Source organism: Actinokineospora sp. NPDC004072 (assembly GCF_053604195.1).
Genome location: NZ_JBSGHB010000002.1, coordinates 442,819 through 464,641 on the forward strand (window position 1 = coordinate 442,819; position 21,823 = coordinate 464,641).

General features: G+C 69.2%; 23 protein-coding genes, 1 tRNA gene and 2 pseudogenes. 12 read left to right on the forward strand and 14 right to left on the reverse strand.

All coding sequences use genetic code 11. The features are described from left to right. Positions 1–221 precede the first annotated feature (221 nt). The gene (locus ACWEPX_RS04455) at positions 222–1,067 is read left to right on the forward strand and encodes a S1 family peptidase (RefSeq protein WP_451895664.1); all 846 of its coding nucleotides are present in this window, start codon (positions 222–224) and stop codon (positions 1,065–1,067) included. Between the two features lie 176 nt (positions 1,068–1,243). Here ACWEPX_RS04455 and ACWEPX_RS04460 read toward each other — a convergent pair whose 3' ends face one another. The 5 genes from ACWEPX_RS04460 to ACWEPX_RS04480 form a co-directional block, all read right to left on the reverse strand. Continuing rightward, positions 1,244–1,948, reverse strand: coding sequence for a DUF6985 domain-containing protein (locus tag ACWEPX_RS04460; RefSeq protein ID WP_451895665.1), 705 nt, complete (start codon positions 1,946–1,948; stop codon positions 1,244–1,246). 94 nt (positions 1,949–2,042) lie between these two features. Next, entirely contained in the window at positions 2,043–2,531 is a 489-nt protein-coding gene (locus tag ACWEPX_RS04465) for a hypothetical protein (protein ID WP_451895666.1), read from the reverse strand. Between the two features lie 43 nt (positions 2,532–2,574). Further along, positions 2,575–2,817: a hypothetical protein gene (locus ACWEPX_RS04470; protein WP_451895667.1), complete on the reverse strand. Its 243-nt coding sequence runs from the start codon at positions 2,815–2,817 to the stop codon at positions 2,575–2,577. Between the two features lie 40 nt (positions 2,818–2,857). Continuing rightward, entirely contained in the window at positions 2,858–3,208 is a 351-nt protein-coding gene (locus ACWEPX_RS04475) for an NAD(P)H-dependent oxidoreductase (protein ID WP_451895668.1), read from the reverse strand. A gap of 24 nt (positions 3,209–3,232) precedes the next feature. After that, positions 3,233–4,108 (reverse strand): pirin family protein, encoded by an 876-nt coding sequence (locus ACWEPX_RS04480; RefSeq protein ID WP_451895669.1) that lies wholly within the window; start codon positions 4,106–4,108, stop codon positions 3,233–3,235. A 91-nt stretch (positions 4,109–4,199) separates the two neighbouring features. Here ACWEPX_RS04480 and ACWEPX_RS04485 point away from each other — a divergent pair, with 91 nt between their 5' ends. The 5 genes and pseudogenes from ACWEPX_RS04485 to ACWEPX_RS04505 all read left to right on the forward strand — a co-directional run bounded on the left by ACWEPX_RS04485 (position 4,200) and on the right by ACWEPX_RS04505 (position 7,672). Next, on the forward strand, positions 4,200–4,700 hold the full coding sequence (locus ACWEPX_RS04485; protein WP_451895670.1) for a MarR family winged helix-turn-helix transcriptional regulator: 501 nt from the start codon (positions 4,200–4,202) through the stop codon (positions 4,698–4,700). A 204-nt stretch (positions 4,701–4,904) separates the two neighbouring features. Next, complete coding sequence (locus ACWEPX_RS04490; RefSeq protein ID WP_451895671.1) at positions 4,905–5,552, forward strand: transposase; 648 nt, start codon at positions 4,905–4,907, stop codon at positions 5,550–5,552. A gap of 451 nt (positions 5,553–6,003) precedes the next feature. Continuing rightward, positions 6,004–6,240, forward strand: a complete 237-nt coding sequence (locus tag ACWEPX_RS04495; RefSeq protein WP_451895672.1) for a hypothetical protein — start codon at positions 6,004–6,006, stop codon at positions 6,238–6,240. Positions 6,241–6,483: 243 nt separating this feature from the next. After that, positions 6,484–7,227 (forward strand): annotated as a pseudogene (locus ACWEPX_RS04500) (DUF6973 domain-containing protein). Positions 7,228–7,303: 76 nt separating this feature from the next. Beyond that, complete coding sequence (locus tag ACWEPX_RS04505; protein WP_451895673.1) at positions 7,304–7,672, forward strand: hypothetical protein; 369 nt, start codon at positions 7,304–7,306, stop codon at positions 7,670–7,672. 337 nt (positions 7,673–8,009) lie between these two features. On the opposite strand, the gene ACWEPX_RS04510 is transcribed toward ACWEPX_RS04505, so the two are convergent. Beyond that, positions 8,010–8,083, reverse strand: a tRNA-Leu gene (locus ACWEPX_RS04510). 189 nt (positions 8,084–8,272) lie between these two features. Here ACWEPX_RS04510 and ACWEPX_RS04515 point away from each other — a divergent pair. The 5 genes and pseudogenes from ACWEPX_RS04515 to ACWEPX_RS04535 all read left to right on the forward strand — a co-directional run bounded on the left by ACWEPX_RS04515 (position 8,273) and on the right by ACWEPX_RS04535 (position 12,911). Then, positions 8,273–8,959, forward strand: coding sequence for a DUF899 domain-containing protein (locus ACWEPX_RS04515; protein ID WP_451895674.1), 687 nt, complete (start codon positions 8,273–8,275; stop codon positions 8,957–8,959). A 73-nt stretch (positions 8,960–9,032) separates the two neighbouring features. Beyond that, entirely contained in the window at positions 9,033–9,776 is a 744-nt protein-coding gene (locus ACWEPX_RS04520; RefSeq protein WP_451895675.1) for a thioesterase II family protein, read from the forward strand. A gap of 122 nt (positions 9,777–9,898) precedes the next feature. Continuing rightward, positions 9,899–10,522 (forward strand): annotated as a pseudogene (locus ACWEPX_RS04525) (DedA family protein); the annotation flags it as partial. Between the two features lie 671 nt (positions 10,523–11,193). Further along, positions 11,194–12,276 (forward strand): sensor histidine kinase, encoded by a 1,083-nt coding sequence (locus tag ACWEPX_RS04530; protein WP_451895676.1) that lies wholly within the window; start codon positions 11,194–11,196, stop codon positions 12,274–12,276. Further along, the gene (locus ACWEPX_RS04535; protein ID WP_451895677.1) at positions 12,267–12,911 is read left to right on the forward strand and encodes a response regulator transcription factor; all 645 of its coding nucleotides are present in this window, start codon (positions 12,267–12,269) and stop codon (positions 12,909–12,911) included. The genes ACWEPX_RS04530 and ACWEPX_RS04535 overlap by 10 nt, the downstream gene beginning before the upstream one ends. A 165-nt stretch (positions 12,912–13,076) precedes the next feature. On the opposite strand, the gene ACWEPX_RS04540 is transcribed toward ACWEPX_RS04535, so the two are convergent. The 5 genes from ACWEPX_RS04540 to ACWEPX_RS04560 form a co-directional block, all read right to left on the reverse strand. Then, positions 13,077–13,916 carry an aminoglycoside phosphotransferase family protein gene (locus ACWEPX_RS04540; RefSeq protein WP_451895678.1) on the reverse strand — a complete coding sequence of 280 codons (840 nt, stop codon included), beginning with the start codon at positions 13,914–13,916 and terminating at the stop codon, positions 13,077–13,079. A 192-nt stretch (positions 13,917–14,108) separates the two neighbouring features. Continuing rightward, complete coding sequence (locus ACWEPX_RS04545; RefSeq protein ID WP_451895679.1) at positions 14,109–15,398, reverse strand: MFS transporter; 1,290 nt, start codon at positions 15,396–15,398, stop codon at positions 14,109–14,111. A gap of 4 nt (positions 15,399–15,402) precedes the next feature. Further along, positions 15,403–15,750, reverse strand: coding sequence for a VOC family protein (locus ACWEPX_RS04550; protein ID WP_451895680.1), 348 nt, complete (start codon positions 15,748–15,750; stop codon positions 15,403–15,405). After that, positions 15,750–15,905 carry a ribbon-helix-helix protein, CopG family gene (locus ACWEPX_RS04555; protein WP_451895681.1) on the reverse strand — a complete coding sequence of 52 codons (156 nt, stop codon included), beginning with the start codon at positions 15,903–15,905 and terminating at the stop codon, positions 15,750–15,752. The genes ACWEPX_RS04550 and ACWEPX_RS04555 overlap by 1 nt, the downstream gene beginning before the upstream one ends. 50 nt (positions 15,906–15,955) lie before the next feature. Continuing rightward, positions 15,956–18,184: a pyridoxal phosphate-dependent decarboxylase family protein gene (locus ACWEPX_RS04560; RefSeq protein ID WP_451895682.1), complete on the reverse strand. Its 2,229-nt coding sequence runs from the start codon at positions 18,182–18,184 to the stop codon at positions 15,956–15,958. A gap of 142 nt (positions 18,185–18,326) precedes the next feature. Between ACWEPX_RS04560 and ACWEPX_RS04565 the strand changes: the two genes are divergently transcribed. Then, positions 18,327–19,307 (forward strand): serine hydrolase domain-containing protein, encoded by a 981-nt coding sequence (locus ACWEPX_RS04565; protein ID WP_451895683.1) that lies wholly within the window; start codon positions 18,327–18,329, stop codon positions 19,305–19,307. Positions 19,308–19,349: 42 nt separating this feature from the next. Here the strand turns inward: ACWEPX_RS04565 and ssuE are convergent, their stop codons facing one another. From ssuE to ACWEPX_RS04580, 3 genes are read right to left on the reverse strand one after another with little or no spacing between them, the layout of a single operon-like run. After that, positions 19,350–19,883 carry an NADPH-dependent FMN reductase gene (gene ssuE / locus ACWEPX_RS04570; protein ID WP_451895684.1) on the reverse strand — a complete coding sequence of 178 codons (534 nt, stop codon included), beginning with the start codon at positions 19,881–19,883 and terminating at the stop codon, positions 19,350–19,352. 13 nt (positions 19,884–19,896) lie between these two features. Next, entirely contained in the window at positions 19,897–20,793 is an 897-nt protein-coding gene (locus ACWEPX_RS04575) for a TauD/TfdA dioxygenase family protein (RefSeq protein WP_451895685.1), read from the reverse strand. A 14-nt stretch (positions 20,794–20,807) separates the two neighbouring features. Continuing rightward, a complete protein-coding gene (locus ACWEPX_RS04580) occupies positions 20,808–21,653 on the reverse strand; it encodes an ABC transporter permease (protein WP_451895686.1) in 846 nt (281 codons plus the stop codon). Positions 21,654–21,823 lie beyond the last annotated feature (170 nt).

The following is a 21,823-nucleotide window of genomic DNA, read 5'->3' on the forward strand; positions in this document are numbered from 1 at the left end:
TGTTCGCGTCCCGGCAGTGGGGCTCCTCGAAGGAACCGCTCGTACGGCCTGCGGGCGTCGTCGTCGATCTCCGTTGGTACGCGGCTGTAGCCAAACGGTCCCCGCCGAGCGTCTAGGACAAGACCACTGATTTCGCGGATTGATCACGTCGTCGGTCCTGTGCACGATTGAGTTTGTTCTGCGGCGTCCCTGCTGCACTGCCCGCCCAGAAAGGACCGATCGTGAGAAGTATTACGAGACTGGCGTTCGTCCTGGCGTTGAGCGCGTCAGTGGTCGCCGCTCCGGCGCAGGCGGCGGAGCCCGACGCCAACATCCAGATTATCGGCGGCAGATACGCCGAGCCGGGGGAGTTCCCCTGGATGGTGCGGCTGTCGATGGGCTGCGGCGGCGTGATGCTGACCGACGAGGTCGTGCTCACCGCCGCGCACTGCTTCCCCGGGGCGCCCAAGGGCGGCAGCCGCCACACCTCGACGACGGTGCTCTACGGCTTGATCGACCTGCTGGACCCGCAGCCGGTCCGACGCCCGACGACCTACCTCTACATCAACCCCTACTACTCCAAGGCGAATGCGGGCGACTGGGCGCTACTGAAGCTGCACAGCCCGATCGCGGGCGCCGCGACGGTGCCGATCGCCACCACCAAGGCGTACGACACGGGCACGTTCACCATCGCGGGCTGGGGTGCGACTGTAGGGGGAAGCCAGGCTCCGTCGCGTTATCTGCGCAAGGCGGAGGTGCCCTTCATCAGCGACGCGGATTGCGCTGCGACGGGCGGGATCTACGCCAGCCTGGTCCCCGAGCGGGAGATCTGCGCGGGCTACGACCGGGGCGGCCCCGGCCCCTGCTACGGCGACTCCGGCGGCCCGCTGCTCCGCAGGGACGGTCACGGCATGTGGATCCACGTCGGCATCTTCAGCCGGGGGGAGGTCTGCGGAAAGCCCGCCGTCTACACCGAGTTGAGCACCTACGGGTCGCTGATCACCCGCCTAGCCGCCGAACTCGACGGCGACACGCGCACGACCCGGGACCTCACCACCCGGTCCGGCCCGATGTTGGCCACCGGCTAGTGTGAGACCCGCGCGCTCGTGATCACCCTGCTGCGGCTGGACAGCAGTCGCGGCCTGGACGCGCCGCCGAAGCTGGCAGCAAGCCGATCGCTGACGCCACCGTGGGCGCGGCTGCAGGCACGGCGGATCGAGCTGATGGGTCTGGATGACCTCGGTGACCAGCTCCCAGCGCCTGCTCAGCCCGCGAGAAGTCCGGTCGTTCGGCTCGGCCGGTCGCCCTGGTCTACTCCGCGGGGCCGTGGCGGCTGTGGAGTGCTGCCAGCACCTCGTCGGCAAGTTCGGCCGGGGTGAGCTGGTCCGAGCGCAGCACGACCGTGCCGTGCGGCTGGCGGGCGCTGGCGGCCGGGTCCATACGGCTCAGTGCCCATTCGAGTCCCCGCCTTGGCCGACGCTGGCTCGGCATGGCTCGGCACCCGGGCGCTGAGCCGCCTCCTCAGCACCTCGGCGTCTGCGTCCAGGAAGACGTGCAGGACTTCCTCGCCCGCGTCGGCCAGGCCGCTGAGGATCTCCTCCCGGTAGGCGTCGCGGATTAGCGACATCGGCACGATGAGCGTGTGCGAGTGGTGTCTGCGCAGCGACAGCGCTCTGGAGGCCGTGTTCGGGTTCCCAGTCGCATTCGCACCCAGCGAGACGTATACGTGTCCGTCCCCGTCCCGGCTGATGGTCGGTTCATCGCCGAGTTCGACGTGCTTGAGCACGTCGTCCGGGCTCTCGATCTGGAGGTCCTCGCCGTCGTCGGCCAGCACGTCGAGGTAGCAGGCGAAGATCGAGGGCGCAGCAGCCGACAGCACCGCGGGGTCGAGCGCCAAGAACGCGCGGATCGTGTCGTGGAAGTCATCTGTCCGGGGATCCTCGTCGTATCCCTCAACCACAAGCGGCACAACGTGCCATCCAGCACCGGCACCGCGATCGGCGCGCTGCGGTACCACCCGAACTCGGCGTCCAGCCCGACCGGCCCAAGACCTGCGTCGAGTCCTACTTCTTGGAGTACCGCTCAAGAAGCTGCCGGGCTCGAGTGCTAACCGCAGGTGATCCGCGAGAGACAGCTTCAGCGATCAACTTCCAAGCGGTTTCGGTGTTCACCGTGCTGATCGCCAGCAATGCTTTGACTCCGACCTGGTCGAACTCGTCCCACTCAGGCCGCCAGTACATCGTCCTCCGCAGGCAGTCCAGCGACGCTGGGTCACCGAGCTCGGCCAACACCTCCAGGACGTCCTCGTTCGGCACTGCCCTGGACCGTTCAGCAAGCGCGTCGCAAAGTATCGGAGTTGCCGCCGGACCAGCGTGGTACACCGCTGCCAGCAAGTAGAGCTCGAACCTGCGCCAAACGCGTTCGGCGAACGCCTTCGCCAACGCCTCGGTCACGCACCCTTCGACACCCGTCAGCTGACTGAGCCTATGCATTCGCTCGCCGTGGGCTAGCCCGTCGTCATGAAGGATCGCCCGCAGTTCCTCGCTCGTCACCGTAAGAATCTTCCACGACCTGGAACATCTTGTTCGGGTGAGGTCAGCGTGCGGCGAGGGTGCGGCCTGCTTCGGCGGCGGCTTCGTGGGCGGCCTTCTTCAGCATCGCCGCGGTCTCCGCGAATTCGTCGAGTGCCGGGTTGATGCCGACCAGGGTGAATTCGCGTTCGATGACGGTGAGGTCGGCACCCCAGAGGTCGGCGAGGATGCGCTTGAGGTAGCTGGTGTTGTGGTCCCAGCCTTCGCGCGGGGCGCCGGTGCCGTAGAAGCCGCCGCGGGTGGTCACCAGGATCGCCGGCTTGCCGTCGAGGAACCGCTCGCCGTTCTCACCGCCTGCGATGGCCAGGTCGATCCAGGTCTTGACGTGCTGGGAGACGCCCGTAGTTGTAGAGCGGCAGGGCGAGGATCGCGGCGTCGGCGGTGCGCAGCTCGTCGGCCAGGGTGCTTGCCAGGGCGAGCGCGTCGGTGTCGGCCGGGGTGCGGTGCTCGGCCGGGATGAAGGAGGCGATCGCGGCGGGGGCCCAGGCGTCGGCGGGAAGCGGGTCGGTGGCGAGGTGGCGGCGGGTGAAGGTGGAGTCCGGCCGCTCCTCGGTCCAGGCGGCCTCGGCCAGGTCGGCCAGTTCGCTGGACGCCGAGGCGGGGCCCTGGATGCTGGAGTCGATGCGTAGGACGTTCATAGATGGTGCTCCTTGGGGTGTAGATCAGCGGTACTTCAGGCGGGCTTGGCGGGGGATGTCGCCGAACTTGCCGGAGTGGAAGTCCATGAACGCCTTGGTGATCTCGGCCTTGGTGTTCATGACGAACGGGCCGCCGATGGCGATCGGCTGGCGGATCGGCGGGCCGCTGAAGGCCATGATCTGGGCGGGCTGGTCGTCGTCGGGGGCGTGCAGATCGATTGTGGAGAGCTCGTTGCCGCCGCCGGTCGGGTCGGACCAGGCGGTCTGGCCCGCGCGGATGGTGTGCCCGGCGATGGTGACCGGGCCTGCGAGCACGGCGAAGAACGCCCGGTCGTCGGCGGGCAGGGCGTGCGCGAGGCTACGGCCGGGTTCAACCGTGAGCACGGCGCCGCTGATCGGCCAATTGGTCAGCGCGGGGCCGGTCAGTCCGCCCGCTTGGCCCGAGATGAGGTCGACGCGCGTCCCGTCACCTTCGACGACCGGGCGCTTCGCGGCCAGCAGGTCCTGGTAGCGGGTGTCGGTCAGCTTCTTGTCGGCGGGCAGGTTCACCCACAGCTGCAGGGTGTGCGCGCGTTCGTTGCGGAATGCCAGCTCGCGGTGGATGATGCCGCGCCCGGCGGTCATCCACTGCACGTCGCCGGTGGTCAGGGCGCCTGCGTTGCCGAGGCTGTCGCCGTGCTCCAGGACGCCGTCGAGGACCATCGTCACCGTCTCCAAGCCGCGGTGCGGGTGCCACTCGAACCCCGGCGAGGAGAAGACGTCGTCGGACAGCAGCAGGAACGGGTCGGTCAGCTCCGGTGCCAGCGGCGCGAAGAACACGGCCTTGTCGTCGACCTGCTCGTCCGCGCCGAGCTCCTGCCGGTTGTCTATCCGCACGACCGTGCGCCGGACCGGGTGCATGGCTGCCTCCACGGCATCGAGTTGACGTGTCACCTCCAACGCTACGGCGGCTGAGGTGACACGTCAACTCAACGCCGGTAGAGTGACGGGCATGACGCCGGAGCAGGACGGTTTCGAGTTGGGCAGGCCGTTGGACGCGCGAGAGCTGCGGGCGTGGCAGACATTCATGCGGATGCAGGAGCTGCTGCGCATCCGCATCGAGCAGCAGCTGCAGAGGAACAGCGGCCTGTCCAGCGCCGACTACACCGTCCTGGCCGTGCTGTCCGACACCGCCGACGGCCGCATGCGCGCCTACGAGCTGGCCGACATGCTCGGCTGGGAGAAGAGCAGGCTGCACCACCAGCTCACCCGCATGTGCAAACGCGGCCTGGTCGAACGCTGCAGCGGCGGCGGCCGCGCCGTCAACGTCGAGATCACCACCGACGGACGAGCCACCCTCCAACGAGCCCTACCCTGCCACACCGCCTACGTACGCCGCGCCGTCATCAACCCCCTCACCGACGACCAACTCGACCAACTCGCCGAACTATCGGCCGAAATCCTGACCACGCTGACCCACACCGAGCCCCACTCCGCCGTCGTCGAACCATGACGCACACCGGGCGACAACTTCACGACTGCACCGTCGCGCTGGCTGGCAGGAGCGTCCAACGCCAGCCCCTAAGTGCCTGTTCCTGAGCTGATCATATGTCGGCGTGTCTTGGTGCTGTGCGCAGAGAACTCCTGGTAGATCGGCGTTGTCGAGGCGTCCGGTCTACCAGGAGTTCCGTTGTTATCGTGCGCCACCAGCAGCACCGTGTCCGGGTCGGGGTCGTGTTGTCGGTTCTCCGCCGCCCATCAACCCGCGGTTTGGGCGCGCCGGTACACGTCGGACACCACCGACGCGCAATGGGCGATCATAGATTCCCAATCCATCCGCGCCGCCGAGACCGTCCGCCGCCGTTCTCGCGGGTGGGAGGCCGGCAAGAAGGTCAACGGACGTAAACGCCACATCGCCGTCGACACACTCGGCCTACTGCTCGCCATCCGGGTGACACCGGCCTCGACCCAAGACCGCGCCGCCGCACCACGCCTGCTCCGACTGCTGCACGCCACCGGCACACGGCTCAAGCACGTGTGGGGCCGACGGCGGCTACACCGGCCACACCATCAACGACGCACAGCAGCTCGGCCTGACCATGCAGATCGTCCAACGACTGCACACCAACACCTTCACCGTCCTACCCCGGCGTTGAGTGGTCGAACACACCCTTGCATCACCAGACACCGCAGATGCGCCCGAGACTACGAACGACACCCCACCCACCACGCCACATTCGTCCAATCGGCCATGATCCGCATCCACGCAGATGCCGACTCACCCAATAGAACAGGAACAGGGGCTAAGGCAGGCGACAGGAAGTGGTCGAACCTCCGACCTTCTTGTCAACAATGTTCCCTATGACGTGTATACTCCCAAGGCTGTGGCTAGTATTCGTTGCGTGTGCGGTGTAGTAATTCGGACTGACGACCTCCGGAATAGTTACTACTACCTCAGGTGTGCAGAATTTGATATCGACCTTACGGCGGAGGAATTGCTCGGCCGTTTGGGCGAGGCATATAGATGTTCAGAATGTGGAAGACTTTGGATATTTGATCGAATGGATGATAACCCATTGAGTTTATCCGTGGAAGTTGATGTCGCGTGCGAGCGGGGGGTCTGATCGCTTTCTTTGAGACCTTTTATCCGCGTGTCGAGAGTTGGTCGCCCGTTATGCGAATCGGGCGATCGGATACTCGATCACAACGTCACCACCGGACGCACTCTCGCCGGGGTTCCCTGTCCGGCGCTGACCTCGTACTCCACCGGCAGCGGTGCGTGCTGCGGCTGAGCCGCCGCGCAAGCGGCGGATATCGTGCGCAAGCTGGAGTTGGGTCGAGTGGCTGAGCTTGCCACCGCGTTGCCAGGAACGGATTCCGCTGGTCAGCTCGGTCTGCATTGGGAGGCGAGCAGCGACAAGTGGGCTGCAGGCATGGACTCCTACGCGACCAAGCTGAACGCGGCCGCCGATGATTATCAGGCGCGAGAAGATGCCGCCGCCGACGGCTTCCGCCGGATGAGGGGCCGCGGATGCCCACCTGGTCGGAGTTGAAGCAGTGGCAGCCGGACGTGATCGGTCGGGTAGGTGACCATCTCCGCACAGAACAAGCTGGTCGTCGGCTTGCAGGATGAGTTGGACCGGGGGGAAGCCGAAGGGCTGGACCGGGGAAGCTGCGGACGCGGATCTCCGTGCCCGGCGCCAAGAGCTTGAGGATCTCGCCGCTCGGGTGTCCGCCGCAGTGAAGTGCAGGCCGTCCTGGGCCGGGCCGCCGCGATCGACAGCGAACTGAACTCCGTGCTCCAACGCATCCTCTCCGGTGAGATCAACGATGGGGGAGCGGCGACGCTCACGGCAGCGGCCGAGGCGGGCGAGGACCGGATCGCCGACGAGCAGCGACACCGGGACCTGCTCGCCAAGTACCAGGTCAGGACTGACGAAATGACCATGTGGCCGACCGGCCTGACTGGTTGGATAGCGGAGCTGAGGGACATTCCGCAGGAACGGCTCACTCAGACCGAGGTGGCGATGCTGGACGACCTGCAGATGCGCAAGGGATTGCTCGGGCTCAAGGAGTTCGGTGACATCCGACAGGACGCACTGCATGTCGCGCAGGGGACGTTCGAGGGCAAGGGGCTGACCGACGGGCACGCGGATGCCTTCCGGCACGCCTACTGGAACGCGCTGATGACCCAGCGGTACGGCGAGTAGTGGGCGAGCGAGTTCGCCACCGCACACGAGCGGAACCCGGCCAGTCACCACATCCCGGTTGCCATGGACTTGCACAACAACGAGGTGGGCCGCGAGATCGCGCGAGCCAATCCGGACGCCAGCCCAGAGGAACTGGCTGGCTTGGTCGAGCAGGCGGTCAAGGACGGCCGGATGGTGGTCATCGATCGCAACGACACGCTGGTGCCCTCCAACGAGGTGAACCCCGGTGAAACCCGCGACATCAGCAACAACCCCTGGCCCAAGGAGAACCCGGACCGGGACGACGACCACGATCCCGGCGAACCGTCGGCAACACCGGACCAGTACTGACATGCGCGTGATAGCTGCACTTCTCACCCTGCTCGCCCTCGTAGCCGGATGCGGCGCCAGCAACTCGGGAGCCCAAGTGGACGTGGAATTCGACGTGGAACTCGAAACCTCGATTGTCGAGCTGACGGGCTCCCGGCCGCTCAAGGAACTGGCCCCCGGCGACTGGACCTCCGTGCACGTCTTCATCGGACCTGCAACCGGCGCGGGGATCGAGAGGGAGCTGGGCCAGCCCGTCGAGCTCAAGGGTGATGGCACCTACAACGGCGACTACATCCAGGACGGCAACCTCCTCGTCTTCCTCCGCGACGACGAGATCGTGCGGACGGTAAGCCTCGGTCAGGTCGCCGCGATCGGCACAGGCAAGTACCCCGCAGACGTCGTCCTGAGAGAGCAGGGTGGCACCATCAAGATGGTCGGCCCCGATGGACTTCCCGCAGGCGGTTGACCGAGCCATCGCCGCAGCCTGGGCGACGACATAACCGACACTCCGCCCGGTTGCGTGGGAGCCGGTGGCACGGTTAGACCGCTAGGTCCGCTCGCCAAGCAGTGCCTACGCCTCGACGGTGAACGCCTGCTCACACCTCGCCCGGCCCTGTCGCCCGGGGGCGGATCGCAGCGGCCCTCGGTTGCGATGGCGCTGGTCAGGCCCGCTCCCCAGCGGGGGCGCAACGGGGGTGAACAGCCGCTGAGGGCCGGTACTGGCCGGACGCGGCCGGGCGGGGCATGATCGGCTAGCCGAGGTGTTTGCGCAGGTCACGGCCGGAATCTGCTGGTGACAGCGGTGCCCCCGGTGCGATTCGAACGCACACTGGACGGGTTTTGAATCCGTTGCCTCTGCCGATTGGGCTACGGGGGCCGCGGGGGTCACTGTACGGGATCGGGGGTGGGGTGGTGGCGGCGGGGGTATTGGTGGCCGTGGGGTGAGGGATTACCGGCATATTCGTGCGTAATTCACGTGCCGGTTGAGGTTTGAGTGGTGGGGTGGGTAACGTTCCCGGCAAAGGGTTCGCCGGAGTTTGGGAGTCGATTCTACATGCCTCAGATCGTGAGTCGAGAGGAATGGTTGGCTGCGCGGCTTGAATTGTTGGCCGCGGAGAAGGAGGCCACCAAGGCTCGGGATGCGTTGAATGCTCGTCGGCGGGCGTTGCCGATGGTGGAGGTGGACAAGGAGTACACCTTTTCCTCGCCTGACGGGGACGTGACCTTAAAGGAGTTGTTCGACGGGCGGAAGCAGCTGCTCACCTACCACTTCATGTTCGACCCGCAGTGGGACGCGGGCTGCGTGTCCTGCTCGTTCCTGGCCGACAACCTGCCGCACCTGTCGCATCTGCGGTCGCGGGAGACGAATCTGGTCGCGGTTTCGCGGGCGCCGCTGGAGAAGATCACCAAGTTCAAGGAGCGGCTCGGGTGGACGTTCCCGTGGGTGTCTTCCTACGGGTCCGACTTCAATTACGACTTCCACGCCACCCAGGACGAGTCGGTCGCGCCGGTGTACTACAACTACCGGAACAAAGCTGAACTCGAGGCGACGACGCCCTGGCACGCCAATGGTGAGCAGCACGGGATCAGCGTCTTCTTCCAGGAGGACGGCCGCGTGTTCCACACCTATTCCAGCTACGGCCGCGGCCCCGACCTCCTGCTGACCACCTACAACCTGCTCGACCTCACCCCGCTGGGGCGTCAGGAGGTCGGCACCGGGATCGCCAACTTCAAGCACCACGACCTGTACTGACCGCGTGCCGCTCACCTGGTGATGCGGTTGGCCGCGGACTGGCGGATGATCTACCAGACGCGACGGAGGCGGCGTGGACAACTGGTTTCGACAGGTCACCGGACCGCGGCTGCCCGCGGTCCGACTGGTCTGCTTCCCGCACGCGGGTGGGACGGCGGCGGCCTTCCGCGGCTGGGGCGCGCACGTCCCCGCCGACGTGGAGGTGCTGGCCGTCCGCTACCCGGGCCGCCAAGACCGCATCGCCGAGCCGCTGATCGAGGCCATGGCGCCGCTGGTCGAGGCGATCGCGGCGGCGATGCCGACCGACCGCCCGCTGGTCCTCTTCGGGCACAGCATGGGTGCTTCTGTCGCGCACGAGGTGGCGCGGTCGCTGGCCAGGCCGCCGCTCCTGCTGGCCGTGTCCGGCAGGCGCCCGCCCCACCTGCTCCGGGTGCGCGACGTCGTTGGCGATGCGGCGATCATCGCCGACGTCAAGCGGCTCGGGGAGGCCAACACCGAGGTCTTGGACCACCCGGACCTGCGGGACCTGGTGATGCCCGCGATTCGGGCGGACTACCAGATCGTGCGCACGTACACCCCGGGTCCGCTGCCGCCGATCGCCGTGCCCATCGCGGCCCACACCGCCGATGACGACCCCGAGGTGTCGGCCGCGGACATGCGCGGATGGGCCGAGCTGACGACTGAGGAGTTCGACCTGACGCTGTGGTCGGGCGGGCACTTCTACCTGGTCGAACACGAGGCGGCGCTGGTCGCGCACGTCTGCGCGCGGATCGCGGAGCTGCTTCCCGGGGCGGAACGCCGCGCACCAGCCGATTGAGGTTATCCACAATCCTACCCTGAGGTAAGCCCCCAGAGACTGGGTGGATCACCTCGTGGTGCCCATTCCCGCCAACTCATAATCTGCTTCCCATCAGCCATTCGCACTCCCTGGGGGAAGCAATGACGCAAGAACCACTCGACGGCCTGGCTGGCTGGGCCGTCGAGCTGATGGACACGCTCGGCGGGGCAGGCGCGGCCGTCGTGGTCGGCATGGACAACCTCTTCCCGCCGATCCCGAGCGAGCTCGTGCTGCCGCTGGCGGGCTTCTCCGCGAGCAACGGCGCCTTCAGCCTGGTCGAGGCCCTGATCTGGACGACCGTCGGCTCGGTGGTCGGGGCGATCCTGGTGTACCTGGTGGGGGTGCTGCTGGGGCGGGAGCGGACCAGGGCCCTGGTGGCGCGGATACCGCTGGTGAAGGTGTCGGACTTCGACCGCACGGAGCAGTGGTTTGCCAAGCACGGGGCCAAGGCCGTCTTCTTCGGGCGGATGATTCCGCTGTTCCGGAGCTTGATCTCGCTTCCGGCCGGGGTGGCCCGAATGGGCTTTCCGTTATTCCTGGTGCTGACGGCGCTGGGCAGCCTGATCTGGAACACCTTATTCGTGGTTGCCGGCTACCTGCTCGGGGCCAACTGGCACTTGGTCGATGAGTACGCGGCGGTGGCGCAGAAGGTTGTGCTGATCGGCGTTGCTGTCGCCATCGCTTTGTTCGTGGTGGTTCGCCTGCGGTCCAACCGGTCTAGCCGGGCCGATGGGCTGGATCCGGAGGCGACTCTGGTGATCGACCGCGCGGATCCCGAGGCGACGCAGGTGATCGACCGCTTGGACCCTGAGGCGACCCAGGTGATCAGGAGGGTGCATAGCTGATGGCCTGACGCTGCTCCTGTCGCATTGACCACCTCTCTGCGGATCGCTACCTGCAGGCGGGGCGGGCGAGGACGGCGCGGAGTCGGTGCTCGGGTTCGGTTGATGCCGATTAGGGCTGCTCCTGCTTCGAGCACATTCGAAGCGTGCCGATTAGGGCTCGGTTGACTCCGCCCGTTCGGCCAGGGGGTGTCCACGGCAAAGGGCGTGCTGGTCGCCGGCAAAGGGCGTGCTGGTCGCCGCTTGTAGCCGGGTTCAGAGCGGTGGTGGAGAACCACGTAGCCGCGTTCGCCGACGAGCGGGAAGGAGGGGCATGTTGGGCAGGCGACGCATGGCTCCCGATGGGGCAGGGGCGTGAGGCTTGCCCGTGCTCAGGTGTTGGGCGTGCTCACGGAGTGATGGCTGGATGCTCGGGGTCTTCACGGTGTGCGCCGTGGGTGGGTGAGGTGCCGCTGATTGTCCGAATGGTCCATTAGACTGAATGGGTGTCGCTCATGTCGCGTGCGGTGGTGGGGAGGGCGGCTCGGCTGGTCGCTGGGGTGGTGGTTGGCGGGGTGTCGGCGGTCGCCGAGGTGGTGTTGATGGTTGTGGTGGGGCCGTTGCTGGGGGTAGCCGGGGCTCGGGGGTGGGTGGGGCGGGTTGCGGTGGGGGTGGCGGAGTTCGAGCGGCGGCGGATTGAGCGGTTCTTCGGGTTGGTGTGCGTGGGGGAGTTCAGCGGGGGGCGGGCGGTTCGGTATCTCGGGGTCCGGTGGTTGGTGGGTGGCTTGGGGGCCGGGGTGGTGCTGTTGATGCTCTTCGGTGCGGTGAGCGCGGTGGTGATGGTGGCGCAGATGGCGGCGGGGCGGTCGTTGGGGGATTTCGATAGCGACGCGAATTCCTGGTACGACCCGATCGTGTTCGTGTTGACGGGGGCGCTTTTGGTGTTCATCACCGTGCAGGGGATGTTGGGGGTGGTGGAGTTGGACAAGCGGCTGGCGCGGCATTTCCTCGGGCCTACCGTGCAGGAGCGGCTGCGGCGGCGGGTGTCGGAGTTGACGGAGAGCCGGGCTGATGTGGTGGTGGCGATCGACGCCGAGCGGCGGCGGATTGAGCGGGATCTGCACGATGGGGTGCAGCAGCGGATCGTGGCGTTGGGGATGTTGCTCGGGCGGGCGCGGCGCAGCGGGGATGCGGAGCGGGCGGCTGAGTTGGTGCGGCAGGCGCATGACGAGGCTGGGCGGGCGTTGGACGACCTGCGGGCGGTGACCTGGCGGGTGTACCCGATCGCGTTGGACACCGATGGGTTGCGGGTGGCGTTGGAGTCGTTGGCGGAGATGTCGGTGATCCCGGTTCACCTGCGGTTCGGGTTGGATGAGCGGTATCCGAGCGCGGTGGAGGTGCCTGCCTACTTCGTGGCGTCGGAGGCGGTGACCAACGCGGTGAAGCACTCGGGGGCGGAGCGGATCGACATGTGGGTGGACCGGATTGGATCGGCGGTTGTCGTGCGGGTGATGGACGACGGGGCGGGTGGGGCCGATCCGCAGGGAGGCGGGTTGTCGGGGCTCGCTCGGCGGGTGGCGGCGGTGGACGGGGAGTTCGAGGTGAGCAGCCCGGTGGGTGGGCCGACGGTCATCACCGCGAGGTTGCCGTGCGCCTGATCGTTGCCGAGGACTCGACGCTGCTGCGTGAGGGGCTGGTCCGGCTGCTGACCGACGAGGGGCACGAGGTGGTTGCCGCTGTCGGCGACGCGGATGCGCTGGTGGTCGAGGCCGAGCGGCATCGGCCCGATGTGGTGGTGACCGATGTGCGGATGCCGCCGACGCACACCGACGACGGCCTGCGGGCTGCGTTGACGATCCGGAAGCGGTGGCCGGAGACCGCGGTGCTGGTGCTGTCGCAGTACATCGAGAAGCGGTACGCGGCTGAACTGATCGGCGACGAGACCGGTCGGGTGGGGTACCTGCTCAAGGACCGGGTGATGGACGTCGGCGAGTTCCTGTCCGCGCTCGACCGGGTGCACGCGGGTGGTGCGGCCTTCGACCCGGAGGTTGTCCGCCGCCTGCTCGCCCGCACCACGCATACCGACCCGCTGTCCCGCCTGACCGACCGGGAACGGGACGTGCTGGAGAAGATGGCGCAGGGGCACAGCAACACCGGGATCGCCGACGCGATGGCGCTGTCCCGCAGCTCGGTGGAGAAGCACATCAACGCGATCTTCGACAAGCTCGGGCTGGTCCACACCTCGGCTTACAGCAGGCGGGTGCTGGCGATCGTGCGGTACCTGCGCGACTAGCGCGGCCGCCGCCGACCGCCGCCGCTTGCCGCGACGACCCGGGGGCTGCGCGATCCTCCTCAGGGCGAGGGCGAGGGCGAGGGCGAGGGCGAGGGCGAGGGCGAGGGCGAGGGCGAGGGCGAGGGCGAGGGCGAGGGCGCCGCGTTGGGGGGTGCGGTGGGAGGGCTACTCGAATAGGGAGCGGTTGGAGGTGGTCCAGTGGAGTCTGGAGTGGAGGGTGGTTAGGTGGCCGTTGGCTAGCCAGGTGGTTTGGGGTTCGCGGCCTTCGGTGGCTAGGCGGTGGACGTGGGTGAGGGTGGCGTGTTGGGTGGTGATTACGGCGTCGATCAAAGGGGTTGTGGTGGTGAGGCCGTAGGCGGTGGCGAAGAGTTCCAGGCGGTGGCGGCGGTTGGGTGGGGTGGGGTAGTGGAGCCAGCGCACGCAGTCTTCGTCGGGGCGGAAGGGGACGGCGTATTCGAGGGCGTAGGCGATGTCGTGGAGGGCGGGGGCTGGGTGGGCGTAGTCCCAGTCGAGGATGCCGGTGGGGGTGGGGTCCTGCCAGACGGTGTTCCACGGGCCGAAGTCGCCGTGGCAGATGGTAGGGCCCTGCCCGACGGTGTTCCGTGGGGCGGGGTTGCCGTGGTTGATGGTGGGGGTGGGGCCCTGGCGGGCGGTGTTCGACGGGGCGGGGTTGCCGTGGTTGATGGTGGGGGTGGGGCCCTGGCAGGCGGTGTTCCGCGGGGCGAGGTCGCCGTGGCTGATGGGGGTGGGGGGTCTGTCAGACGGTGTTTCACAGGGCGAAGTCGGTGGGGAGGGGGTGGGGCCGGTGTGCCAGGTGAGGGTTGTTGCGGGGAAGTCGGCCACGGCGTCGTGGTAGGTGCGGAGGAGGTGGGCGAAGGCGGTGAGGCCGGGGTCGGCGATGATCTTGGGCCAGGAAGCCGGGCCTGCATCGCCCTCCAGGTAGGTGAGGATCTCGCGGCCTTCGGGGTCGATGCCGAGGAAGCGGGGGGAGTGCGGGAAACCCACGGCTTCCAGGTGTTGCAGCAGGGCATGGACGGCCGGGGACCACGGGTGGAGGGGGCGGCGGACCGTGTTTCCTATGCGGACGACGCGGCGGTGGGGGGTGTTCTGGAGGACGACTTCCGGAGGCACGGGACCGACCATGCCAGGGAGACCGGAGAGGCGTCGACGCCTTATCTGCGTGGGGACGTGCGCAGGCTATCCGCGTGGCGACGAGCGCAGGGCCGCGTAGGTGGCGGTGGTCAGGGCGACGGCGAAGAGGGCGTAGGAGGTCAGCAGGCCGGTGGGGGTAGCGCTCAGGGTGCCGCCGATGGCGCGTCCCAGGAGTTGGCCGATGCATTCGGCGGTGATGACCGCGGTGGCCAACTCAGCGGCGGTGAAGGCGGCGGTGGCGGTGGTGGCGCGGATGTAGAGGCCGGGGTAGGCGAGGCCGACCCCGATCCCGCCGACCGCCCAGGCGATGAGGACGGTCGGGAACGAGCCCGCCGTCGCGAGTTCCCAGGCCAGCACGGCGGTGCCGCCGGCCGTCATGGCCAGGCCGATGGCCGGGAAGTGGCGCTTGGCCCGCTCCGACGCGAAATGCGTCGACAGCAGGCTCGTCACCGCCCAGCCCAGGGGCGCGGCGCTCAGGACGATGGCGGCTTGGGCCAGGTCCATCCGCATCCCGCTGGTCAGCATCACCGTGATCAGGCTGTCCGCGCCGAAGTAGCCGGTGGCGAACAGGACCATCGCGGCGAGGGCGGCGGGGGTGCCCGCGCGCAGCCGGGCGGTGCCCGGGGGCAGGATCGCCAGCATCCCCACAACCGCGACCACCGCGCCGACGGCCGCCAGGGGCCACCAGCCCGAGCTGAGCACGACGCCCGCGGCGCCCAGCGGCACCAGCAGGGTCCGGCCCAGCGGCCGGGGCGCGGACTCGTCGGGCGGGTCGTCGCGCACGGCGCGGACGACCAGGAGGCGGCCGAAGAGGACGAAGGGGATCGGCGCCAGCAGGGTCCAGCGCCAGCCGACGAGGTGCTCCAGGCCCAGGGTCGCGGCGGGCCCGACCAGCGCGGGCAGGATCCACATGGCCGAGGACGCGGCGACGACCTTGATGCGGATGCGGTCGTCGAGGTGCCGGATCGCCGAGCTGATGCTGAAGACCGCCAGGAGACCGCTGGCCAGGCCGGTGGCGAACTGGCCGACCGCGAACACCCACGCCGCGCTGGCGCTGGCCGCCGTGGCGAGGCCGCCGAGGTAGGCGAGCATGCCCACGGCCAGCGTCGCCCGCGGCCCCAGCCTGCGCAGCACGCGGCCCGCCAGCGGCAGCGCGACGAACAGGCCCAGCGACGACCCCGCGATCAGCAGGCCGAGCTCGTCGTGCGCGTCGAGGTCGGCGGCGACGACCGGCAGCAGCGTCGCGGCGACGAACCCGGTCACCGCCGCGGCGAATTCGAGCGCGACGATGCCGACCGCGAGCAGCAGCGGTCCCGTCGTGCGGGTGCCTGCCATGCCGCTAGGTGTAGAGCTGGCGATCGTACTGGTTGATCTGCACCCACACCCCGTCGGGGTCCTGCACGCGCAGCGAGTACCCGTGGTTCTCGTCGATCACCGGCCCCGGCTCGAACCCCGCCTCCCGCAGCCGCGCCGCGACCTCGTCAAGCGGCTCGTCGGCCTCGAAGGCCAGCTCGCAGCGGCCTGCCTCGGCGGCGGGGGCGCGGTGGAGGGCCAGCAGGCCGCCGTCGGCGGGCAGCTCGACCCACCCGCCCGGGCGCGACACCGACCCGAGGTGCAGGCCCAGGGCGCGGTAGAAGCGGGTCATGGCCTCGACGTCCGCGGTGTAGCGGATCGGCAGCACGCGCATCACGGACGCTCCTCGCTGCGTCGCAGGTAGTCCTCCAGGACCCGCTCCACGAACGCCGACAGCGACTCGTCGGCCTCCACGGAGGCGTGCTTGACCCGTCTGACCAGGTCAGGGGGCAGATAGACGCTGAATTGCCGCTTGGCGACCCGCTCCATGCGCCCAAGCTAACATGCATGCATGCAAGCGTGCTAGCAAATGTGCAGGCTCAGTGCGCCTGCACGGTGGGCTCGGGGCTCTCCTGGGACTGCGTGGGGATCGGGAGCGGGCCGAAGGTCTCGGCGATGACGCGGGTGACGGTCTGGCGGAGGGCGTCGATCAGCGTCGGGGTGAAGTCGCCCTCGGCGGTGTCGGTGACCCAGGGGTCCATCGTCGTGGAGATCAGGTAGTCGATGTCCTCCATGCGGCCGTCCTCGATGCCCAGCCGCGAGCGCAGGCGGCGCAGGTAGGCCGGGCCGTAGACGTCGGGCTCGAACTTCGACCCGGTGACGATCAGCGGGGGCAGCGCCGCCGGGTCCTGCGACCGCACCGCCTGGCTCGGCGTGATGTTGAGCGCGTGGTAGATCCGCTGGTTGAGCAGGTTCATGTCGGCCACGCTCGAATTGAGGACGCCGTCGCGCTTGAAGTTGAACAGGTAGGCGATGATGACCTGGTCCGAGCCCAGCTCCTGGAGCAGGGCCAGGGCTTCGGGGTCGTCGAGGAGTTCGGCGTTGCTCTTGGGCACGATCCGCTCGCGGATGAAGGCCAGCTGCTCGTTGAGCTTGGCCTCGTCGCCGGGGTGGGTGCGCTCGGCGGGCAGGCGCTGGCACGGCACGAGGACGAACGGGTCGCTGTCGGTGGTCATCGTGACGATGGCGGCGTAGAAGCGCTTGCTGTTGAACAGCGCCTTGCCCAGGAGCTTGCCGTAGCCGTTCTGGTCGGTGGAGATGACGCGGTGGCTCAGGTACACGCCAGCGGCGGCCGCCCCGGGCTTGGAGCCCTCGATGCCGTAGAAGCCGACGCTGGGGTCGACCTCGTTGTGCGAGACGTAGGGCGCGGAGATGGAGATCAGCTCGCGCTGGGCCTTGTTCCGGTAGCACAGGCCGCCCGCCGGGTAGGGGATGAACCCGGCCTTGTGCGGGTCGATGGTGATGGAGTCGGCCTCGGGCAGCACCGCGTACTGCTCGGTGACGTACTCGCTCATCCACAGCTCCGGCGTGGCCGTGGCCCCGGCAGGCCCCGGGCGCAGCAGGGAGGCGAAGTAGCCGCCCCACGCGGCGTCGGCGTGCACGGCGTAGGTCAGGTTGCGCCGGTGGAAGTCCGCGCGGATGCGCAGCATCTCCGCCAGCGGGTCCACCGAGCTCTGCTCGGTCGAGCCCATGACCACCACGTGCGCCAGCACCGGCCTGCGCTCCTCGGCGCACTCCGCCACCAGCGCCCGCACGTGCTCGGGCCGGGCGCGGGCGTCGAGGTCGATCTCGATCGGGATGAGGTTCTGCTCGCCGATGCCCAGCACCATCGCGGCCTTGGGCCAGGAGTAGTGCTTGGTGATCGGGGCCAGCACGACCGGTGGCCGGACCCCGCCGCCGAGGTGCTTGGCGGCGAACTGCTCGTAGCCCAGGTGCTGGATGGTGTGGTTGTGCACGAAGCGCAGCTCGTCGGCGAGGCGGGGATCGAGGGCGACGATCCGCTCGGGCAGGCTCAGCACCTCGTCGACCGGCAGGTTCAGCAGCGACCAGGTGTCCAGGTCGAGCAGGTGGTGGCGGGTGCCGTCGGGCAGCGACACCGCGAGGTCGCCCGCGGGCCGCAGGTCGTGCTCGCGGCGGATCGCCTCGGCGACGGCGATGGGGTAGTACTTCAGGTTGCGCGCCGACCACAGCGCTTCGAGGTTGGCCACCGTGCCGTCGCAGGTGATGTGCCCCCACGGCCGCGGGTCGCTGCTGCCCTCGTCGGGGATGGTGTAGCCGAGCATGCGGCACAGGTCGTCGCCGACGACGGTCTCCAGCAGGGTCGTGACGGGCGAGCCCTCGACGGCGACGTTGTTCTGGTTGTAGAGCATGGCGGCGAAGTAGCCGACGATCGAGGGGATCGTGAGGTCCCAGTTCATGTGCGCCTGGTAGCGGTAGCTGCAGAAGGGCACCGACCGCTCCAGCGCCTTGAGCAGCACGTCGAGCTGCTTCTCGATCTCGCCGACGCTGCTGCGGTACTCCGCGCCCGCCTTCATCTCGTCGGTGACGTACGGCGGGTCGTCGTGGTAGTCCGAGCGCCGGTCGGCGCAGTGCGCGGCCACCGCCCGCTGCACCAGCCGCGTCAGCAGCTCCTCGTTCTCCGCCTTCGGGCCGAGGAACCACGCCCCGAGCGAGGACGTGCCAGCCGCCGCCGCCAGGTCGTAGTCGCCGAGCAGGCCCGACAGCTCCGCCGCGTGCGCCGCCGCGACCGGCGTCCTCTCGTCCGTCACAGGTGCCTCCCGGCTGCCGCATGATCCCCAGCCCACCAACCTGAACACGCCCCCGCTCCGACCGTCCATTCCACGATCAGGTGAAGCGGGCGACGGGCGAAATTGGCGTGCCTCCCGCCGCCCGCGCTGCCATCGTGGACTGATGGACGACTTGGACGAGGTTGCCCGCGCCACCGGCTTCTCCGGTGTGGTCCGGGTCGAGCGGGACGGGCAGATGTTCACCCGCGCCTACGGGCACGCCCACCGCGGGTACGGCGTGCCGAACACCCCGGACACGCGGTTCGCTGTCGCCAGCGGGGCCAAGGGGTTCACCGCGCTGACCGTGGTGAGCATGGTCGAGCGTGGACAGTTGGACCTGGGCACGACCGCGCGGGAGGTGCTGGGCGACGACCTGCCGCTGATCGACGCGGGCGTCACCGTCGAGCACCTGCTGGCGCACCGGTCCGGGATCGGGGACTACTTCGACGAGGAAGTCCTCACCGACCTCTCGGCGTATGCGCTGCCCGTCCCCGTGCAGCAGTTGCGGGACACCGAGCAGTACCTAGCCGTCCTCGACGGGTACCCGCAGAAGTTCCCGCCGGGGGAGCGGTTCTCCTACTGCAATGGCGGATACGTCGTGCTCGCGTTGATCGCGGAGCGGGTGAGCGGGGTGCCCTTCCACGACTTGGTGCGCGAACGGGTCTGCGAGCCCGCGGGTCTGGTGGACACCGGCTACCTGCGGTCGGACTCGATCGGCGAGCGCACCGCGACCGGCTACCTCACCGTTGACGGCGAGTGGCGGTCCAACGTCTTCCACCTGCCGATCCGCGGCAGCGGGGACGGCGGGATCTACACCACCGCCGCCGACGCGGGCGCGCTGTGGCGGGCGCTGTTCGCCGGGCGGATCATCTCGCCGGACTGGGTGGCGGAGGTGGTGCGTCCGCGCAGCGACGTGCCCGCGGAGGCGATGCGGTACGGCCTGGGCTTCTGGTTGCACCGCACCGGCAGCGCGGTGGCACTGGTCGGGGGCGACGCCGGGGTGTCGTTCAAGAGCGTGCACGACCCCGCAACCGGGACGACCCACACCGTCATCGGGAACACCTCGGACGGTGCGTGGCCCATCGTGCGGTTCCTCGGCGTCTGAACCGCGTCCGGCCGGCCGCCCCAGGCCGACCGGACGCGGGGGTCAGAGCACCGCCGCGGTGACGGGGCGGATCGAGGCGGAGAAGGCGTCGATCGCCTCGTCCACTGCGGACCGGGAATCGGGGCTGATGCTCGGTCCGGTGATGTGGCGGTCGAGGACGAAGCGCCCGGGGAGGATGTGGTGGGCGCCGAGGGCGGACAGGACGGGGCGCAGCGCGTAGTCGAGGATCAGGACGTGGGCCGTCGTCCCGCCGGTGGCGACCGGGAGGACCGACTTGCCCGCCAGCGCGGCCTGCGGCAGCAGGTCGAGCAGCGATTTGAGCAGCCCGCTGTAGGCCGCCTTGTAGACCGGGGTGGCGATCACCAGGGCGTCGGCGGCCTCGACCGCGGCGAGCACGTCGGCGATGGCCGGGTGGGCGGTGTCGGCGGACAGCAGCGGGACGGCGGGCAGGTCGCGCACGCGCACCGTGCGGACCAGGTGCCCGCCCGCCCGCAGGCGCGCGGCCGCGTACTCGCCGAGCGCCGCGGTGCGGGAGGTCTCCGACGGGCTGCCGGAGAGGACCAGGATGGAGGGCATCGCGGGGCTCCCGTCAGTTCGGGCTGGTGTAGTGGGCGGCGTCGCCTTCGATGGCCTGGCTGGGCGTGCCGTCGACGCCGACGGGCGTGCCGCCCGCGACGGTGACCCGGTGCAGCAGGCGGGGCTGGTCGCCGTAGTCGTCCGGGGCGTAGTGCTGGGTCGCGCGGTTGTCGAAGATCAGCACGTCGCCCGGGCTCCACTGCCAGCGGACGATGTTCTCCGGGCGGGTGACGTAGTTCTGGAGCAAGCGCAGGATGTCGCGCGAGTCCGAATCGGACAGCCCGACGATGCGGTCGGCGAAGCCGCCGATCAGCAGGGCGTGCTCGCCGGTCTCCGGGTGCACGTGGACCACCGGGTGCTCGGTGCGGTACGTGCGGGAGGTGAACGTCCTGCGGTGCTCGGCGACGGCGGCGTTGGCGGGCGGGTCGGCGTAGTCGAAGGCGTTGGTGTGCACCGCGCGCAGCGTCTCGGCGAAGGCGCGCAGGGGGGCGGGCAGGTCGGCGTAGGCGGCCGCGGTGTTGGCGATGAGGGTGTTGCCGCCGTGCTCGGGGATGACCAGCGCGCGCAGCGAGGTGGCCTTGGGCGGGGTGCGGATGAAGGTGACGTCGGAGTGCCAGCGGTTGGCGCGGATGCCGTGGCCGCCGTCGACGGCCAGCACGTGCGGCTGCCCGTCGACCGAGGGGACGGTCGGGTGGGCGGTGGTCAGCTCGCCGAAGGCGGCGGCGAAGCGGGCGTGGCTGGCGTCGTCGAGGTCCTGGCCGCGGAAGAACAGGGCCTTGTGCTCGTTGAGCAGGGCGCGCAGCCGCTCGGCGGTGGCGGGCGGCAGGTCGTCGGCCAGGCGCAGGCCGAGCACCTCGGCGCCGATGCGGCCGCCGACGCGGCGGACGTCGAAGGAGGTGGCGAGGGTCATCGGGAAGATTCCTTTCAGGCGGGGACGCGCCACGACGTGAAGCGGCGCTCCAGGGCGACGAGCAGGTGGTTGAACAGCAGGCCGAAGATCGAGAGCGTGACGATCCCGGCGTACATCTGCGGGATGGCGAAGTTGTACTGCGCGGAGTTGATCAGGTGGCCCAGCCCGGCCTTGGCGCCCACCATCTCGGCGGCGACCAGGACCAGGATGGACACCGCGCCCGCCAGCCGGATGCCGGTGAACACCGTCGGCACCGCGGCGGGCAGCACGACCTTCTGGAACAGCCGGTGCGCGGGCAGCCCCATCGACCGCGCCAGCTTGACCAGCGTGGGATCGACCTCCCGCACCGCGCTGATGGTGTTGAGCAGGACGGGCCACGTGCAGGCGTAGGCGACGATGGCGATCTTGGACGTCTCGCCGATGCCCAGCAGCAGGACGAACACCGGCAGCAGGGCCAGCGCGGCGGTGTTGCGGAAGACCTCCAGCAGCGGGTTCAGCAGATCCGACACCGGCCGGTACCAGCCGATCAGCAACCCGAGCGGCACCGCGACGGCCACCGCGATGGCGAACCCGCTCAGCGAGCGCACCAGGCTGGCCTCGACATCGCTGATGAGCCGCCCGTCCACCAGCAGCCCCCACCACGCGGCGACGACCTCGCTGAACGGCGGCAGGAACGTCCGGTCGACCAAGCCTGCGCGGGGGGCGACCTCCCAGAGGATGAGCAGGGCGGTGATCGCGGCGCTCTTGGCGGTGGCGGTGGTCGCCGCGCGGCGGAGTCGGGCGGTGCGGCGGGGTGGTGGGGGTGTGGTGGGTGGGGGTTGGGGGGTGCGGGGTGGTGCTTCGGTGGTTGGCGCGCTCATGGCGTGGCCTTCCGGGGTGCGGGTAATGCGGGGATCGGTGGGGTGGCGGCGGGAGTTCGGCGGTTCGGTGGGGGTGGGGTGGTTGGCGGGCTCATGCCGTGGCCTTCCGGGGTGGGGGTAGGGCCGGGATCCCTGGGGGCACCGGGGTTGTGGTGGATCGGTGCGGGGTT

What these genes read in the sequence shown, in the direction of transcription:
- ACWEPX_RS04475 (WP_451895668.1), bottom strand. Translation starts at nt 3,208, where the DNA reads ATGAACGTCCTACGCATCGACTCCAGCATCCAGGGCCCCGCCTCGGCG.
- ACWEPX_RS04480 (WP_451895669.1), bottom strand. Translation starts at nt 4,108, where the DNA reads ATGCACCCGGTCCGGCGCACGGTCGTGCGGATAGACAACCGGCAGGAG.
- ACWEPX_RS04485 (WP_451895670.1), top strand. Translation starts at nt 4,200, where the DNA reads ATGACGCCGGAGCAGGACGGTTTCGAGTTGGGCAGGCCGTTGGACGCG.
- ACWEPX_RS04545 (WP_451895679.1), bottom strand. Translation starts at nt 15,398, where the DNA reads ATGGCAGGCACCCGCACGACGGGACCGCTGCTGCTCGCGGTCGGCATC.
- ACWEPX_RS04550 (WP_451895680.1), bottom strand. Translation starts at nt 15,750, where the DNA reads ATGCGCGTGCTGCCGATCCGCTACACCGCGGACGTCGAGGCCATGACC.
- ACWEPX_RS04555 (WP_451895681.1), bottom strand. Translation starts at nt 15,905, where the DNA reads ATGGAGCGGGTCGCCAAGCGGCAATTCAGCGTCTATCTGCCCCCTGAC.
- ACWEPX_RS04565 (WP_451895683.1), top strand. Translation starts at nt 18,327, where the DNA reads ATGGACGACTTGGACGAGGTTGCCCGCGCCACCGGCTTCTCCGGTGTG.
- ssuE (WP_451895684.1), bottom strand. Translation starts at nt 19,883, where the DNA reads ATGCCCTCCATCCTGGTCCTCTCCGGCAGCCCGTCGGAGACCTCCCGC.
- ACWEPX_RS04575 (WP_451895685.1), bottom strand. Translation starts at nt 20,793, where the DNA reads ATGACCCTCGCCACCTCCTTCGACGTCCGCCGCGTCGGCGGCCGCATC.
- ACWEPX_RS04580 (WP_451895686.1), bottom strand. Translation starts at nt 21,653, where the DNA reads ATGAGCGCGCCAACCACCGAAGCACCACCCCGCACCCCCCAACCCCCA.